This is a genomic window from Rhizobium sp. 01T417, from assembly GCF_056398905.1.
On sequence record NZ_JBFTQH010000006.1, the window covers coordinates 208640 to 223934 of the forward strand.

Sequence of the window (15295 nt, forward strand, 5' to 3'; positions counted from 1 at the left end):
GCCGGGCACCTGAGAGCACGTTTGAAGCCATCCCGAAACTGTCGTTGATATCTAGCGTCCGAGCTTCCTTGAGCAGATCCAGGAAGAGGAAATTTGACGTGCGGCTTGACTGTCTATCATATGTCTACATAATGTCTTCCAAAAGGAGATCCAATGATTGACGGCATGATCACCGACCCTCCGAACATCGACCGCAAGGCCAGCCTCGGTCTTGCGCTGCGACAACGGATCCTGACCATGGAGCTTGCTCCGGGCGCGGTCCTGGACGAGGTGGCGCTCAGCGAGGAGTTCGGCCTGTCGCGCCCGCCGGTGCGAGAACTGATGCGCCAGATGGCCGGCGAAGGCTACATCGAGTTGGAGGCCAACCGGGCTGCGCGGGTCAGCTCGATGAGCTACCAATCCCTGCGGGATTTCTTTCTTCTGGCGCCGATGATCTACATCACGGCAAACAAGCTTGCCGCCGAGAACCGGACCCGGGCGGAACTCGACGCTCTCAGGCAGATCCAGCAATCCTTCCAGAAGGCGATCGATGCCAACGATGTGGACGGTCGCGTGTTCTACAACGATCAGTTTCATCGCCAGCTCGGCGAAATGGCTCACAACGTCTATCTCGTTCCGAGCCTCCGCAGGCTTCAGATCGACCACGCCCGGATCGGGAAGATCTTCTACACGCATCCAAATACGCCGCGTATGCAGGAGGAGCTCGAACTTGCTTCCAGGCAGCACGAGGAAATGATCGAAGCCGTCGAACGGCGCGACGTCGACGCTGCGGGTGAGCTTGCGCGCCTGCATCTCGAACTCTCTCGCAGAAACATGGCGATGTATGCCACCCCGGAGGGTATCGAGGCGCCGACGCTCTAGAGGCCGACATCGCGACCTCATCGGCGCGCTTGCCGGGGGATAAGATTCTGATCATGCGGCGCGCGACATTCGATGTTCGCGCGGCCGAACAATGCGGCTGCTCACGGCAATCTTGCACGAGCTTCCGACAGGTTACCTCAGGAGGATCAAACGAATGTCTGAGTTCCAGTTTCCAGGCCTCAATCTCGCGATTACCACGCCTTTCGACGACGCGGGGCGGATCGACTACATCAGTCTGGAGCGCAACATTGAGCGATATCTGGCGGCTGGCGTTCGCAGCTTCCTCCTCAGTTCGGGAACAGGCATGCACGTCTATCTTTCCAAGGAGGAATCCGAGGGGCTGATCAGACGTGGGGCGCGGATCGTGAATGGTCGGGCCAAGATCATCGCCCAAACCTCTGCGCTTCTCGTTGAAGAGGCCGTGGAGCGCACAGCGCGCGCCCGCGATGCCGGCGCCGAAGGCGTGATGGTTCTTCCGCCGTTCTTCGAAGGGCCGACCGACGACGAGGGCATCGTCGACTTCTACGCCGAGGTTGCCGGGGTTGGCCTTCCGGTGATCGGTTACAACGTTCCGCAGGCTGTCGGTGTCGCGATCACGCCGGAGCTATTGCTCAAGTTAAGCGAAATTCCCGGCTTTTGCGCCGTCAAGGATAGCGGTGGCGATCTCGGCAAGCAGGCGGAACTCATTCGCACCGGCAAGTTCGTCATGAATGGCGCCGACAATCTCGTTCCCTACGCGCTTTATGCCGGCTGCCACGGTCTGATCTGGGGAGGCGCGAACTTTGCGCCCAGAACATGCCTCGCGATCGTCGATGCCGCCGCCAGGGGGAACTGGGCTGAGACCCGTGAGCTCTGGAAGCTGCTCGAGCCGATGATGGCCCTTCTTTCGAAGGGCGACTACGTTCAAACGGTCTATGCTGCCGCGCATCTGGCCGGCTACGGTGCGGGGTCTCCGAGAAAGCCCCTGCGCGCGCTTTCTTCCGATCGCATTCCGGCGCTGCGACAGTCGATCGAAACGCTCATCGAGCGGGAGGCGATTTGACGTGCCGCGCACTTCCAACGAGGTCTTCGTCGCATCCAGGCTTCCGAAGCGCGCGGGTGTTTCAGGCTGGGTGGCGACGCTCCCGTCGCGAAGGCCGCATCCAGCGCTGCATGGTTCGTCTACCGCTGATGTCGCGATAATCGGCGCCGGCTTTGCCGGCCTTTCCGCGGCCCGGCGGATTTCGCGCCTCGACCCCGCCGTGCGTGTTGCGATCCTGGAAGCAGGGATCGTCGGTGAGGGGCCCGCAGGTGCGAATTCGGGCTTCATCATCGACCTTCCGCACGAGGTTTCTGCCGACGATTTCAATGGAGAATCCGAGGACAGGTTCAGCCAGTCCGTCCTGATACAGCGCTCGGCGATTGCCTTGGCCACGGAAATGGCCGTCGAATATGGCTGGGGCAGCGACATTTTCGACCCGTGCGGGCGATATAGTGTTGCGATCAGTCCCGAAGGCGACAAGCACCTCACGGATTACGCAGCGCGTCTTTCCAAGATGGGCGAGGATCACCGATTGCTGAGTGCCGGCGACATTGCGGCCGTGACCGGATCGTCCGCCTACACGTCCGGTCTCTTTATGCCCGGTACGGTTATTGTTCAACCGGCCGCCTATATTCGCGCTGTTGCCGACGGCTTGAACGAGCCGATCAGACTTTACGAGCAGACGCCGGCGCTTTCGTTCGAGCGTTTCGGGAACGGCTGGCTCATCAAGACGCCGCAGGGCTCGGTACAGGCGGAAAAGATCATTCTGGCAAACAACGGTCACGCGGAAAGCTTCGGCTTCTTCCGGGGGCAGCTTTTGCATGTCTTCACATACGCCTCGCTTACCGAAGAGTTCGATCCCTCTCGCCTTGGCGGAGAACGGAAATGGGCGGCAACGCCAGCTCTGCCGATGGGAACCACCGTTCGCCGTATCAACACGACAGGCGGTGACCGGATCCTGATCCGCTCGCGTTACAGCTACAATCCGGGCATCAAGGTGAATGACGCCGCGATAGTGCGGGCCGGGTACCTGCATGACGGGAAGTTTGTTCAGCGCTTCCCCAGCCTACATGGTGTGGGAATGCAGTATCGCTGGGCGGGCGCCATGGCTCTGACACGCAATCATGTCCCGGCCTTTGGCGAAATCGCGCGCAACGTGTTTGCCGCATGCGGCTGCAATGGCCTTGGGGCCTCGAACTCGACGGCATCGGGAATTGCTGCCGCCGAACTCGCTCTGGGTCACGAGTCCGAACTTGGCCGGGTCTACGCCAGACTGGCCGCGCCGACGGCACTGCCGCCGCAGCCGCTCACAACGATCGGCGCTAAGCTCCATCTTGCATATCGCGAATGGCGTGCCGGGGCAGAGTGATCGCCGGGTCCGTCCTAAGGGTTTTCTTAGTACTCTAAAGCGCTAAGCCATCGGCCTCGTCGGAGAAAGCCGCGCTGGAGCTGGGTGCGCAACACCGCTTGTGGCCCTCGATCATTCGCTCTTGGACGACGAGAGTCCCAGCCGGTCGGCATCGTTGATCTGTGCCTCTCCCCGCCGTTCCAAGGCCAATATTGGACATCTCGCTCCCGTTCTTGCGAGTGATGAAATAGAAAAATACGAAGGTATATCAAATACATATAGACACGCTCTTTTTAAATTGTATTTCCATGGAACTTTTATTGTGTACTCAAAGTACACAATTTATTGACAGCATATTAGATGCGTGCCATGTTTTAGCCATAGCCCAACCAACGGCGTGGAGTGACGCATGGCGAAGACCGTGAAGAGCAACCTGTACGAGGACTTGAAACGTCAGATCCTGACGATGGAGCTCGATCCAGACGCCGATCTCGACGAAGCCAGCCTGAGCGAACGCTATGGCCTTTCCCGGACGCCGGTGCGTGACATCTTCCGGCGGCTGGCAGGCGAGGGCTATGTCGATATCCGGGAGAACCGCGGCGCGCGCGTCATTCCGATGAACCACGCCACGCTCAGAAACTTCTTCCTGGTTGCGCCGATGATCTATGCGGCCATCGGGCGTCTGGCAGTGCAGAACTTCAAGTCACAGCAGCTGGCAGACTTGAAGCGGACGCAGGATCGCTTCCGCAAGGCGAGCGCGAACGGCGATGCGCTGGACATGGTCCTCGAGAACAATCGTTTCCACGAGATCTTCGGTGAGATGTCGGCAAACGTATACTTGCAGCCAAGCCTCGGCCGTCTGCTCATCGACCACGCCCGAATTGGCCACACCTTCTTCCGACCGAAGAACGAAGACATGAAGCGCAGGCTTCAGCTGGCGGTCGAACACCATGATGCATTCATCGAAGCGCTTTCGGCGCACGACGAAGATGCCGTCGTCGATCTCGTCTTCGAGCACTGGGAATTGTCCCGCGAGAACATGGAGATGTTCATCGCGCCGCAGGGGCTCAAGGCGGACGTCCTGATCGGCAGTCCCGCCGCCAAAACATTGGAGAAGTCACAGTGAAGTTCGAGGGGATCTATACCCCGGCCATCACGCCGCTCGATGCAAGCGGACAGATTGACCGGAAGGCTTTCGCGGCGGTGCTGGAGTCTCTGATCGAGGCCGGGGTTCATGGGATTATCGTCGGCGGATCGACCGGCGAGTACTACGCCCAGACAAGCCAGGAGCGCTTCGACCTGGCGTCCCATGCGAAGGACGTCATCGCAAACCGCTTGCCGCTCATCATCGGAACGGGCGCGACCAGGACTGAGGATTCGGTCGAATACGCGAAGGCCGCCAAGGAAATCGGCGCCGATGCGATCCTCGTTTCCACGCCTCCCTATGCGCTCCCGACCGAGCGGGAAAATGCGGTTCACGCGCTCACCATCGACCGTGCGGCCAATCTGCCGATCATGCTCTACAACTACCCGGCTCGCATGGGTGTGGTGATGGGCGAGGAGTATTTCTCGCGCGTCGGCAAGTCGAGGAATGTCGTCGCCATCAAGGAAAGTTCCGGCGACATGAGCAACCTGCATCTGCTCGCCAGGAAGTTCCCGCATATCGCGCTTTCCTGTGGCTGGGACGATCAGGCGCTGGAGTTCTTCGCATGGGGCGCAAGAAGCTGGGTTTGCGCGGGATCGAATTTCCTGCCGAAAGAGCATGTCGCTCTCTATGAGGCCTGTGTGGTCGAGAGGAATTTCGACAAGGGCCGCGCCATCATGGCCGCGATGTTGCCGCTGATGGACTTCCTCGAATGCGGCAAGTTCGTCCAGTCGATCAAGCACGGCTGCGAGATCATCGGCCTTGGGGCCGGTTCGGTGCGCGCGCCGCTTCGCCCGCTCAATTCGGAAGAAAAGCGAACACTCCAGACCGTCGTTGCCACCTTGAAGCGCACGGTCGGCCAGATCACGTCGGGAGCCAATTGTCATGCATGAACCATTGACCGCCACCGAATACAGGGCGATCGCAGCCGACATACAGTTTCCGACGAACGCGTTCATTGACGGCGCATTCCGTCCGGCACGCTCTGGCAAGACTTTCAAGTCCACCAATCCCGCGACCGGCGAGACCCTTGCCATAGTTGCAGCCTGTGACAGCATGGACGTCGATTATGCCGTACTCAAGGCGAGGGAGGCGTTCGATGATGGCCGCTGGCGGCTGCGCTCGCCATCCGAGCGCAAAGGCGTGCTCTTGCAGCTTGCCAAACTGATTGAGCGCAATCGTCACGAGCTTGCCGTGATGGAAAGCCTCGATAGCGGCAAGCCGATCCGCGAGTGCCAGACAGTCGACGTGCCCGATACCATTCATACGCTGCGCTGGCACGCCGAGCTGGTGGACAAGCTCTACGACAACACGGCGCCCGTCGGATCGAATGCGCTGACAATGATCGTGCGCGAGCCTGTCGGCGTCGTCGGCTGCGTTCTGCCCTGGAACTTTCCCCTCCTTATGCTTGCATGGAAGATCGGCCCCGCTCTCGCTGCGGGATGCTCCGTCGTCGTCAAACCCGCTGAGGACACGACGCTGACGACGCTTCGCATCGCCGAGCTTGCTCATGAGGCGGGCATCCCTGCCGGCGTCTTCAACGTCGTCACCGGAAGCGGCAAGGATGTCGGCGAGCCGCTCGGCATGCACATGGACGTCGATATGATCGCCTTTACGGGTTCGACGCCGACGGGACGTCGCTTCCTGCGCTATGCGGCGGACTCTAATCTGAAGCGCGTGGTGCTTGAATGCGGCGGGAAGAATCCGGCAGTCGTTCTCAACGACGCTGAAGATTTCGACCTTGTCGCCGAGCAGGTCGTCAATGGCGCCTTCTGGAACATGGGCGAGAATTGCTCGGCCACATCGCGGCTGATCGTGCATGAAAGCGTCAAGGACGAGCTTCTCAACCGGATCGGCGCTTACATGCGTGAGTGGAAGACCGGCGACCCACTCGACCCGGAAAACCGCATCGGTGCCCTCGTCAACAAGGCTCATTTCGAAAAGGTCGCTTCCTTCCTCGACGATGCGAAGAAGGAAAAGCTTTCTGTCGCGCACGGCGGCAAGACGCGCGACGGCATCTTCGTCGAGCCAACGGTGGTCGAAGGGGTTACCCCGTCCAGCCGGCTTTTCAAGGAGGAGATTTTCGGGCCGGTTCTCTCGGTCACGACCTTCAATTCCATCGCCGAGGCGATCGCCCTCGCCAACGATACGAATTATGGTCTGACGGCTTCGATCTATACCGGAAGTCTCAAGAACGCGATCAAGCTCTCACGCGAAATCCGCGCAGGCGTTGTGACAGTCAACTGCTTTGGAGAGGGGGATGCGACGACGCCGTTCGGCGGCTACAAGGAGTCCGGCTTCGGCGGTCGCGACAAGTCCATCTTCGCCCACGACAATTATTGTGAGCTGAAGACGATCTGGATCGACGTTTCCGATCGCTCGGTCGACGAGACGATCCGATGACGAAGACTGTGGTCAGACGGCTTCCTGCTGAATCCGGTGTCTCTGGCTGGGAGGCGATCAGCAACCGCATTGCCCCCATGCGGACGCTCGAAGGCAGCGTGACGGCCGACTGGCTCATCGTCGGCGCGGGGTTTGCGGGATTGTCTGCGGCGCGACGACTTTCGCAAATCCGACCGCACGACAAGATCGTCGTCATGGAAGCCGGCGAGGTGGCAAAGAGCACGGCAGGCCGAAATTCCGGTTACATGATCGATGTTCCGCACAACCTCTCGGCGGGCGAATATTCCGGCGCCAGCGAGGCGGCAACGACGCTTGAGATGGCGCAAAACCGCTTTGCGATCGATTTCGCAAAAAGTGCTGCGGACGAATACGGGATGTCCCGGGAAACATTCGACCCGTCGGGCAAGATCAATGCCGCTGCAACGGCGAGGGGAATGAGGCTGAACGTCAGCTATGGCGAGTCGCTCCGGCGCATCGGCGAAAAGCACATGTTTCTCGATCGATCCCAAATGCGCGAGCTCACAGGCTCGGACTACTACCTTGGCGGCCTCTACACGCCCGGCGCGGTCATGATCCAGCCAGCTGACTACGTCCGCGGCTTTGCGGCCGGGGTCGGGCAACGTGTGACGATCTTCGAGCGCTCGCCTGTGACGGAACTCCGGCGTGAGGGAGGAACCTGGACCGCCAAATCGACAAACGGGACAGTCACAGCGCCGAAGGTCATCCTGGGCGTCAACGGACATATCGAGGACTTTGGCCATTTTCGCGGACGGCTGATCCATATATTTGCCTACGCCTCGATGACGGCTCCGTTTGCCGCGGACGATGCTCCGCACGCAGCTTCCGGACAAGACCGGTGGGCCTTGCTCCCGGCCGATGCCATGGGGGCGACGGTTCGCAAGATCACATCGAACGGCCTTTCGCGGATCGTGCTTCGGACGAGATACACCTATGACAGAACGATCACCGTCACCGACAAGCGGCTGGCCAAGCTCGCGGCCGCTCATCGTCGTTCGCTGGATGCGCGCTTTCCGAAATTGACCGATTTGCCGTTCCAATACAGTTGGGCCGGACGTCTCTGCCTCAGTCGCAATCATGTGCCGGCCTTCGGCGAAATCGACGACGGGTTGTTCTCGGCCTGCTGCGAAAATGGCCTCGGGACAGTGAAGAGCACGCTTGCCGGCGTGCTGGCTGCCGAGCTGGCGACAGGAACCGGCTCGGAACAACTCGACAAATACATGGATCATGCGGCGCCCACGAGACTGCCGCCCGAGCCGCTGGCATGGCTGGGGATCAATTCTGTGATCCGGTTGCAGGAATTGCGTGCAGGCCGCGAGGGATGATCCCTCGCCGCGCAATGTGAAGACTGAGCTACCCGCACGTCTTCAATGAAAATGGGAACAAAGAACTAGGAGTAAGAACAATGAAGGCTTTGTGGAAAGCGCTCTGCGCGGCTGCGATGGTCGGGATCAGCATTCTTCCTGCCCGGGCGGAAGAAAAGACGATCACCATGGGCACGATGTCATGGGAAGACCTGACGCCGATCACCGGTATCACCAAGAAGGTTCTCGAAGACGCTGGCTATACCGTCAAGGTGACCGAATTCTCCGAATGGGGCATCGCCTATGCTGCTCTTGCCAAGGGCGACATCCAGGTTCTCACCTCGCAGACGGACTATGTCGCTCAGGACTACTGGAACAAGAACAAGAGCCGTCTGGAGAAGATCTCACCGGTTTCGCACGGCCTCTACCAGGGCATCGCCGTCCCGAAATACGTTCCGATCGACTCTCTGGAACAGCTCAATGAGAACGCCGACAAGTTTGGCGGCAAGATCATCGGCATCGAGCCGGGCGCCGGCCTGATGCGGGACTCCTCCAACGCCGTCAAGGACTACGATATCAAGTTGCAGCTTGTCGAAGGCAGCACGGCTGCAATGACGGCGGCGCTCAAGTCGGCCTATGACCGCAAGGAGTGGATCGCCGTCACGATCTGGGAGCCGTCATGGATGGTCCAGAAATACGAGGTGAAGTACCTCAAGGATCCGAAGGGCGTCTTCCCACCGCCGCAGAGCTACTACTGGATCGGTCAGAAAGGCTTTTCCGAAGAGAACCCTCACGCCCGTGAGGTCATGGCAAGCGTCTACGTTCCGATCGCCGACATCACCGCCATCAACGGCGAGGTCAAGGACGGCAAGACAATGGATCAGGCCGTCGAGGGCTGGATCGCAGCGCACGCTGACCTGATCAAGCGCTGGGAAAACATCAAGAAGAACTAGTTGCGCAGGGCCGTCCGATCCGGTCGGACGGCCCTTGAAGCCCAACGACAAGAGCCAGCACCAATTGGCTCAAGGGGATCGCTATGAAAGCCGCAAATGCCGATACCAATGAAGTCCTGATTGACTGCCAATCCCTCTGGAAGGTCTTTGGAGACAAGTCCGCCGCCGCCATGAAATCGATCACCGAGCGCGGACTTGGCAAGAAGGACGTGCTGAAGGAGTTCAACTGCGTCGTCGGCGTTTCCAACGCCAGCCTGCAGGTTCGGCGCGGCGAGATCTTCTGCATCATGGGCCTGTCCGGCAGCGGAAAGTCGACGCTCATCCGATTGCTCAACAAGCTGATCACGCCAAGCGCCGGAAAGGTGTTCGTAAAGGGCAAGGATATTGCCGCCTTGTCTCCGGGCGACCTCCGGCAGATGCGCGCCAAGAACATCGGCATGGTATTTCAAAGCGTTGCGCTGCTCCCGCACCGTACGGTGCTCGAAAATGCGGCCTTTGGGCTGGAAGTTCAGGGTATCTCCAAGCCCGAACGCAACAAGACCGCCAAGGCTGCGCTGGAGACGGTCGGCCTGGCAGACTGGGTCGATCGTTACCCGAAGGAATTGTCTGGCGGCATGCAGCAACGCGTCGGCCTTGCCCGCGCGCTTGCCTCCGATCCGGAAATCATCCTCATGGACGAGCCTTTCAGCGCGCTTGATCCGCTGATCCGTCGTCAGCTTCAGGACGAGTTTCGCCAACTCACAAAATCGCTCGGCAAGTCCGCCGTCTTCATCACCCATGACCTCGACGAAGCGATCCGCATCGGCGATCGCATCGCCATCATGAAGGATGGCGTCATTATCCAGACGGGTACCGCCGAGGAGATCATTCTCAATCCGGCGGATGACTATGTCGCCGAGTTCGTCGCAGGCATATCGCGACTTCATCTGATCAAGGCGCACTCGGTGATGCACAGCGTCAGCGAGTTTCAGCGCAGCGAGCCACACAACGACATCTCATCGCTGGTGCGAACCACGCCGGACGCCGACATCGACGAACTGATCACGTTGACCATGCAGACAGACCGCGACGCTATCGCCGTCGTCGACAACGATCAGGTTGTCGGCGTCGTCACGCCGCGCAGCCTCCTCATGGGCGTCAAGGGCACCTCCAACAGCGATCGCGTGGCCGCCTGATCGCAGAACGGGAGCTGAGTGACATGGACATATCAAGCTTCACAGACATCTTCGACGAATGGACAGACACCGCGCTCGAGTGGGTAAGCGAAAACGGAGAATCCCTCTTCGACTACGTCAGGTGGGTTCTTGAGGGCCTCTACGATGGGATCCTCTGGTTGCTGCAGCTTCCGCCATTCTACATCGTCGCAATCGTGGTGGCGCTGGTGGGCTGGCGGCTGGTGAACGCCTGGTTTGCGATACTCAGTGGCGTTGCGCTCTTCCTGTGCTTTTCCATGGGGCTCTGGTCCGAAACGATGAGCACCCTGGCACTGGTTCTGACGGCGACGGTGATTGCGCTCGCGGTCGGCATCCCTGTCGGGATACTGGCAGGCTTCTTTACGGCACTCGACCGGTTCATGGAACCGGGCCTGGACCTGATCCAGACGCTTCCGCCGTACATTTATCTCCTGCCTGCCATCGCACTCTTGGGCTACGGCCCCGCGACAGCGCTTATCGCTACCATCGTGGTTGCCATGCCGCCTGCAATCCGGCTGACCTCGCTTGGTATCCGCATGACGCCAAGGGAGTTCATCGAGCTTGGTGAGGCAAGCGGAATGCGCCCGAGCCAGATGTTTTTCAAGATCCGCCTGCCATTTGCTCTTCCCAGCATCATGGCTGGCATCAACCAGAGCCTGATGATGGCATTCGGCATGGTCGTCATCGCCGGCATCGTCGGGTCCGGCGGCCTTGGCGAAACGATCTACGGCGCAATCCGGACGCTCGACATTGCGACATCCATCAACGGGGCGATCGCCATCGTCGTTCTGACCATGGTCATCGACCGCATGACCCAAAGTGCGGGCCGGCTTGGCGCAGGGAGGCATTCATGAACCCTTCGATACTCAAGTTTTCGCCAGGGGCTTTCCTCGCTCCGGCGGTCGACTGGCTGAACACGAACCTGCACCCCTTGTTCGCTGCAATCAGCTATGTGGTGGAGGCAGTGTTGTCGGCAATCGAGGCAGCACTCCTGTTCGTCCCGCCTTTCGCCCTTATTGCGATTGTGGTCGTCGCGGCCTTCCTTGCGGTCAATCTTCGCGCGGCTATCCTTGCCGGCCTGTGCCTGGGGTTCTGCCTGATCGTGGGGCTTTGGACGGCATCGATGCAGACCGTCGCACTGGTGACGGTCGCTGTCTTGATCTCCGTGCTCATCGCGTTTCCGATTGGCGTCCTCTGCTCGCGCTACAAGACCCTCGAGGCCTTCGTGCGCCCAGTCCTCGATGTGATGCAAACCGTGCCGCCGTGGGTTTATCTCATCCCCGCTGTGATGATCTTCAGCCTTGGGAGGGTGCCGGCCATCATCGCAACGATCGTCTACGGTATTCCGCCGATGCTGCGATTGACGACTTTGGCATTCAACCAGGTGCCGCACGAATACGTCGAGCTTGGCAGCGCCATCGGAGCGCCCCCTCGTTCCGTGCTCTGGAAGATTGAGATTCCGCTCGCCAAGCAAACGCTCTTGGTCGGCCTCAACCAATGCATTCTTCTTTCCCTGGCCATGGTCGTTCTGGCGGGCCTGGTCGGGGCAGGTGGCCTTGGCGCCGAGGTGACGCGCGGTCTGACCCGCATGGAAATGGGACTGGGCTTGCGCGCGGGTCTCGCAATCGTAGCTGTTGCGCTCTTGCTCGATCGAGTGAGCCGTGGTCTTTTCGATCGCGACAGAGGACCTCGGGCGGCCTGACATGATGGAGATTGAGATGCGACCGGAAGGCTATCGGCAGGCAGGAGCCGTCGGCAAATCCGCCAGCCGACTGAAGGTTGGTTTTGTTCTTGCCCGGTCTTTCACGCTTTCGGCGTTCGCGCTCTTTGTCGATACGCTGCGGCTTGCCAGCGACGAGCATGATCGTTCCGGACGCGTGATGGCGGACTGGCAGGTGCTCGGAAGTACGAGGCATCTGATCGCCTCCAGCTGTGGTGTGCAGGTGGCCCCGACGTCTGATTTCGTGGACCCGGCGAGGTTCGATTACATTGTGGTCGTTGGTGGGCTTCTCACGGCGAAGGATCCGGTCGACCACGATACGATCAGGTTTCTCAAGCGTGCGGATGCCGCCAAAATCCCGTTGATCGGTCTCTGCACCGGATCGTTCATTCTTGCCGATGCGGGACTGATGACCACCCACGAGACCTGCGTGAGCTGGCTTCACTACAGGGAGTTTCGCGAGCGCTTTCCCGATCTCGCCGTGCGGTCGGATCGGATATTCAATCTGGATCGTCAACGCGGTTCCTGTGCCGGCGGCAGCAGTGCGGCCGATATCGCGGCAACCCTGGTGCGGCGGTACATCAGCCGGGAGGCTGAGAGAAATGCCTTGGAGGTCCTCCAGATCGAGAAGGCGCGTTCCGCCGGCGACATTCAGCCCCGGCGCCCGCTACACGACGACTACGAAGATAACCGCGTCAAGGCGGCAATGATCCTGATGGAGCAACATGTCGAGGGGGGCATGACCATTCCCAGGCTCGCGACGTCAGTTCGCCTGTCGCGGCGACAGCTCGAGAGACTGTTTTTGGAGAAGGCGGGGATGTCTCCCGCGAAAGCCTATACCCGCGTTCGAATGGAGAGGGCACGCGCGCTGCTTGTGCAATCGAAGGCCTCCCTGATCGAAATCGCGCTCGATGTCGGATACGAGAACGCCTCCCACTTCACCCGCACGTTCAAACGCATATTCGGCCAGACGCCAACGCAACTTCGGGCCTCTGCACTGGGGTTTCAATAGATGCGCAAGGTCGGAACAATCAGCGAGTTGTGGCGCTACCCAGTCAGTTCCACCGCAGGCGAACTGATCGAGCAATGCGAGGTCACGTCGACCGGTGTCGTCGGCGATCGTCGGCTTGCGCTCGTTGATGCAGCGACGGGTGTCGTTGCTCATCCTGAGCGCGACAAGCGATGGCAGAAAGCGATCTTCATCAGATCGAGGACCATCTCGGATGGCACCGTGGAAATCAAGTTACCGGGCCACGACTGGCTGTCCGTCGATGCGCCGGGGCTGACGGAAGCTCTCACGGGGTTCTTCGAGTTCGAGGCAACTGTAATGCCCTATGAACGCGCAAGGCCGGCGGATGATCGAACCATCTTCGCCATCGACCGGTATGACGTTTCGCCGCTTCACCTTCTCACAAGCGCGTCGGTCGACCATTTGAAGGCCATCCATCCCAACGGAGATCCCGACCGGCGCAGATTTCGCCCGAACATTTTTCTTGAAACCGAGCCGGATCTCTCCGGCTTCGCCGAATTGCAGTGGGTCGATGCACCTGTAAGTATAGGACATGTCCGCGCAACGGTGATTGCACCGACCAAACGATGCGGGTTTACGATCATCGCTCAGGACGGACTGGAGAACGATCCGGAAATCCTCCGAAATGTGATGAAGTTTGGTAACCGCAACATGGGCGTCTACTGCCGACCCAACGAGCCAGGGGTTGTCCGTGTTGGAGATGCCGTTTTCATTTCCGCATGACCGTCCGGCTGCATCCCTCAGCTTAAGGCTGTCATCCTCGTTGAACCTTTGGGCCGCCAGCGAAGGCCGACATGACCGACCAACACTGAACGTGAAACCAGCAGGATGGAAACTTCGCCTTGGCGGGTGAGTAGTTTTCAAGCTCGCACCCGTTTGCAGTCCTCGCCAGGCCGTGGCCAGCGCCACGTTCGCGTTGCAACGAGGCGCTGAGACCAGAGAAACATCAGCCAATTGCTACTGGCAGACGCGCAAGCTCTCCATATGCCATCCACCATCGTAGGCATTCGGCACCCGCCGGTCTTCGAACCAGCAACGCGGCGGTGGTGGAGGCGCCGGATCGATGTAGCGCGGCCCGCTGTTGTTTACGATCGCGCCACCGATCAACCCACCGATGACGCCGGCAGCCAGACCACCGGCAATCGCGGCGCCATTGTCGTGATGGTGATGGCGCCGCGGTGGAGGCGGCGGATTATCATAGTGTGGCCTTCGCCACTCCTGGGCAGCCGCAGGCGCGGCCATCGGCAACAGAGCGGCAACGCCGCAAGAGGCCATGACTGCCCAGGTAAGTATCGTTTTCATTGCAACTCCGATATCGGGTAGTGGATTTGAAAATAGCTTAAGGTGGCCGGATCACACGCCAGCGACCTTATCCTGGTTCTTGGTGTCAAAGTCGGCGGCATCATGGCGCGTCTCAACAAGAGCCTAAACGGGAGTAGCCAAATGTCGCCTGATGAGCCTTCAACCAGTCAAGCCTTCTTCGAACTCCTTGCGCAAAGCTTTCTGCGTGCTGTCGGCCGACCGCTTGTTGAGCCAGGGCAGGGAGCCGAATGGCTCTACTTCGACGCCCCATTTGTGGTTGTCGCCCACAATACCGAGCCGGATCCTCGGTTCATTTATGCAAATCGCACGGCACAGCGATGTTTCGGATACTCGTGGGAGGAGTTTACGAAATTGCCTTCTCGATTATCTGCTGAAGCTCCGGATCGACTGGAGCGCCAGGCGCTTCTCGATGAAGTCGCACGGCACGGATTTATCGCGAATTATCGTGGGCTTAGAGTTCGCAAGTCCGGCGCGCATTTTTGGATGGAGGACGGGCTCGTCTGGGAACTGCGGTCAGAAGCCGGAATGCGGCTGGGGCAGGCTGCCACGTTCTCCAGCTGGACGGAAGCGTAAGCTTATTGGGGAGCGCACCGGGACCAATGGCATGCCGGATTGCCTGGTCAGCGACTTGGAGTTCCACGGCAATCACCTGGTGTTTCCGTCGTTTGATGTCGGCATGAAACTCGCGAGACGACACTTACCCATTCGTCTCCTCGTGCCATTGCGATTGCGTCCCTGCTTCTTGCTTTACCAACCACGCCACGTCGAATTGCGCACGAGACGCCTTTGCAGAATCTACGGAAATGGAGTCGAGATCGAGGCGGTTGTGATCGGATCAGCAACGTGCCTGCCATAGGGGTTGATGGCGGCGAGGACGATTAGAAGGACTGCGGCAGACCAACCCTTCGAACAATGCGACTTTCATTGTGTAGCCCTTGGCGCGAACGCATCACAAATCGCGCAAGAGGCTTTGACAC

Annotated in this window: 15 protein-coding genes; 14 read left to right on the forward strand and 1 reads right to left on the reverse strand. The window is 59.8% G+C overall.

Annotation, left to right across the window (positions count from 1 at the left end):
* The first annotated feature begins 153 nt into the window (after nt 1-153).
* From AC1DPR_RS09375 to AC1DPR_RS09435, 13 genes are all read left to right on the forward strand, one after another.
* Entirely contained in the window at nt 154-861 is a 708-nt protein-coding gene (locus AC1DPR_RS09375) for a GntR family transcriptional regulator (protein ID WP_477816203.1), read from the forward strand.
* A 154-nt stretch (nt 862-1015) separates the two neighbouring features.
* Complete coding sequence (locus AC1DPR_RS09380; RefSeq protein WP_477816204.1) at nt 1016-1903, forward strand: dihydrodipicolinate synthase family protein; 888 nt, start codon at nt 1016-1018, stop codon at nt 1901-1903.
* A gap of 1 nt (nt 1904) precedes the next feature.
* A complete protein-coding gene (locus AC1DPR_RS09385) occupies nt 1905-3251 on the forward strand; it encodes an NAD(P)/FAD-dependent oxidoreductase (RefSeq protein ID WP_477816205.1) in 1347 nt (448 codons plus the stop codon).
* 388 nt (nt 3252-3639) lie between these two features.
* Nucleotides 3640-4356 carry a GntR family transcriptional regulator gene (locus AC1DPR_RS09390; RefSeq protein ID WP_062368320.1) on the forward strand — a complete coding sequence of 239 codons (717 nt, stop codon included), beginning with the start codon at nt 3640-3642 and terminating at the stop codon, nt 4354-4356.
* Nucleotides 4353-5267: a dihydrodipicolinate synthase family protein gene (locus tag AC1DPR_RS09395; protein WP_062368319.1), complete on the forward strand. Its 915-nt coding sequence runs from the start codon at nt 4353-4355 to the stop codon at nt 5265-5267. Before AC1DPR_RS09390 ends, AC1DPR_RS09395 begins: the two co-directional genes overlap by 4 nt.
* Complete coding sequence (locus AC1DPR_RS09400) at nt 5260-6777, forward strand: aldehyde dehydrogenase (protein WP_477816206.1); 1518 nt, start codon at nt 5260-5262, stop codon at nt 6775-6777. Before AC1DPR_RS09395 ends, AC1DPR_RS09400 begins: the two co-directional genes overlap by 8 nt.
* Entirely contained in the window at nt 6774-8120 is a 1347-nt protein-coding gene (locus AC1DPR_RS09405) for an NAD(P)/FAD-dependent oxidoreductase (protein ID WP_477816207.1), read from the forward strand. Before AC1DPR_RS09400 ends, AC1DPR_RS09405 begins: the two co-directional genes overlap by 4 nt.
* An 80-nt stretch (nt 8121-8200) precedes the next feature.
* Nucleotides 8201-9052 carry a glycine betaine ABC transporter substrate-binding protein gene (locus AC1DPR_RS09410; protein WP_062368316.1) on the forward strand — a complete coding sequence of 284 codons (852 nt, stop codon included), beginning with the start codon at nt 8201-8203 and terminating at the stop codon, nt 9050-9052.
* Nucleotides 9053-9135: 83 nt separating this feature from the next.
* Entirely contained in the window at nt 9136-10227 is a 1092-nt protein-coding gene (locus AC1DPR_RS09415) for a quaternary amine ABC transporter ATP-binding protein (RefSeq protein ID WP_477816208.1), read from the forward strand.
* Nucleotides 10228-10250: 23 nt separating this feature from the next.
* Nucleotides 10251-11099, forward strand: a complete 849-nt coding sequence (locus AC1DPR_RS09420; protein WP_477816209.1) for an ABC transporter permease — start codon at nt 10251-10253, stop codon at nt 11097-11099.
* Nucleotides 11096-11947, forward strand: a complete 852-nt coding sequence (locus AC1DPR_RS09425) for an ABC transporter permease (RefSeq protein ID WP_192303459.1) — start codon at nt 11096-11098, stop codon at nt 11945-11947. Before AC1DPR_RS09420 ends, AC1DPR_RS09425 begins: the two co-directional genes overlap by 4 nt.
* 16 nt (nt 11948-11963) lie before the next feature.
* Entirely contained in the window at nt 11964-12977 is a 1014-nt protein-coding gene (locus AC1DPR_RS09430; protein ID WP_477816231.1) for a GlxA family transcriptional regulator, read from the forward strand.
* Complete coding sequence (locus AC1DPR_RS09435; RefSeq protein WP_477816210.1) at nt 12978-13718, forward strand: MOSC domain-containing protein; 741 nt, start codon at nt 12978-12980, stop codon at nt 13716-13718. It abuts the gene before it with no gap.
* A 234-nt stretch (nt 13719-13952) separates the two neighbouring features.
* Here the strand turns inward: AC1DPR_RS09435 and AC1DPR_RS09440 are convergent, their stop codons facing one another.
* Nucleotides 13953-14297, reverse strand: a complete 345-nt coding sequence (locus AC1DPR_RS09440; protein ID WP_477816211.1) for a hypothetical protein — start codon at nt 14295-14297, stop codon at nt 13953-13955.
* Nucleotides 14298-14438: 141 nt separating this feature from the next.
* Here AC1DPR_RS09440 and AC1DPR_RS09445 point away from each other — a divergent pair, with 141 nt between their 5' ends.
* Nucleotides 14439-14891, forward strand: coding sequence for an MEKHLA domain-containing protein (locus AC1DPR_RS09445; protein WP_477816212.1), 453 nt, complete (start codon nt 14439-14441; stop codon nt 14889-14891).
* Nucleotides 14892-15295 lie beyond the last annotated feature (404 nt).

Excerpts from the sequence above, each read along its gene's own strand:
- AC1DPR_RS09375 (WP_477816203.1), top strand. The coding sequence starts at position 154 with ATGATTGACGGCATGATCACCGACCCTCCGAACATCGACCGCAAGGCC.
- AC1DPR_RS09380 (WP_477816204.1), top strand. The coding sequence starts at position 1,016 with ATGTCTGAGTTCCAGTTTCCAGGCCTCAATCTCGCGATTACCACGCCT.
- AC1DPR_RS09390 (WP_062368320.1), top strand. The coding sequence starts at position 3,640 with ATGGCGAAGACCGTGAAGAGCAACCTGTACGAGGACTTGAAACGTCAG.
- AC1DPR_RS09400 (WP_477816206.1), top strand. The coding sequence starts at position 5,260 with ATGCATGAACCATTGACCGCCACCGAATACAGGGCGATCGCAGCCGAC.
- AC1DPR_RS09405 (WP_477816207.1), top strand. The coding sequence starts at position 6,774 with ATGACGAAGACTGTGGTCAGACGGCTTCCTGCTGAATCCGGTGTCTCT.
- AC1DPR_RS09410 (WP_062368316.1), top strand. The coding sequence starts at position 8,201 with ATGAAGGCTTTGTGGAAAGCGCTCTGCGCGGCTGCGATGGTCGGGATC.
- AC1DPR_RS09415 (WP_477816208.1), top strand. The coding sequence starts at position 9,136 with ATGAAAGCCGCAAATGCCGATACCAATGAAGTCCTGATTGACTGCCAA.
- AC1DPR_RS09420 (WP_477816209.1), top strand. The coding sequence starts at position 10,251 with ATGGACATATCAAGCTTCACAGACATCTTCGACGAATGGACAGACACC.
- AC1DPR_RS09425 (WP_192303459.1), top strand. The coding sequence starts at position 11,096 with ATGAACCCTTCGATACTCAAGTTTTCGCCAGGGGCTTTCCTCGCTCCG.
- AC1DPR_RS09430 (WP_477816231.1), top strand. The coding sequence starts at position 11,964 with ATGCGACCGGAAGGCTATCGGCAGGCAGGAGCCGTCGGCAAATCCGCC.
- AC1DPR_RS09435 (WP_477816210.1), top strand. The coding sequence starts at position 12,978 with ATGCGCAAGGTCGGAACAATCAGCGAGTTGTGGCGCTACCCAGTCAGT.
- AC1DPR_RS09440 (WP_477816211.1), bottom strand. The coding sequence starts at position 14,297 with ATGAAAACGATACTTACCTGGGCAGTCATGGCCTCTTGCGGCGTTGCC.
- AC1DPR_RS09445 (WP_477816212.1), top strand. The coding sequence starts at position 14,439 with ATGTCGCCTGATGAGCCTTCAACCAGTCAAGCCTTCTTCGAACTCCTT.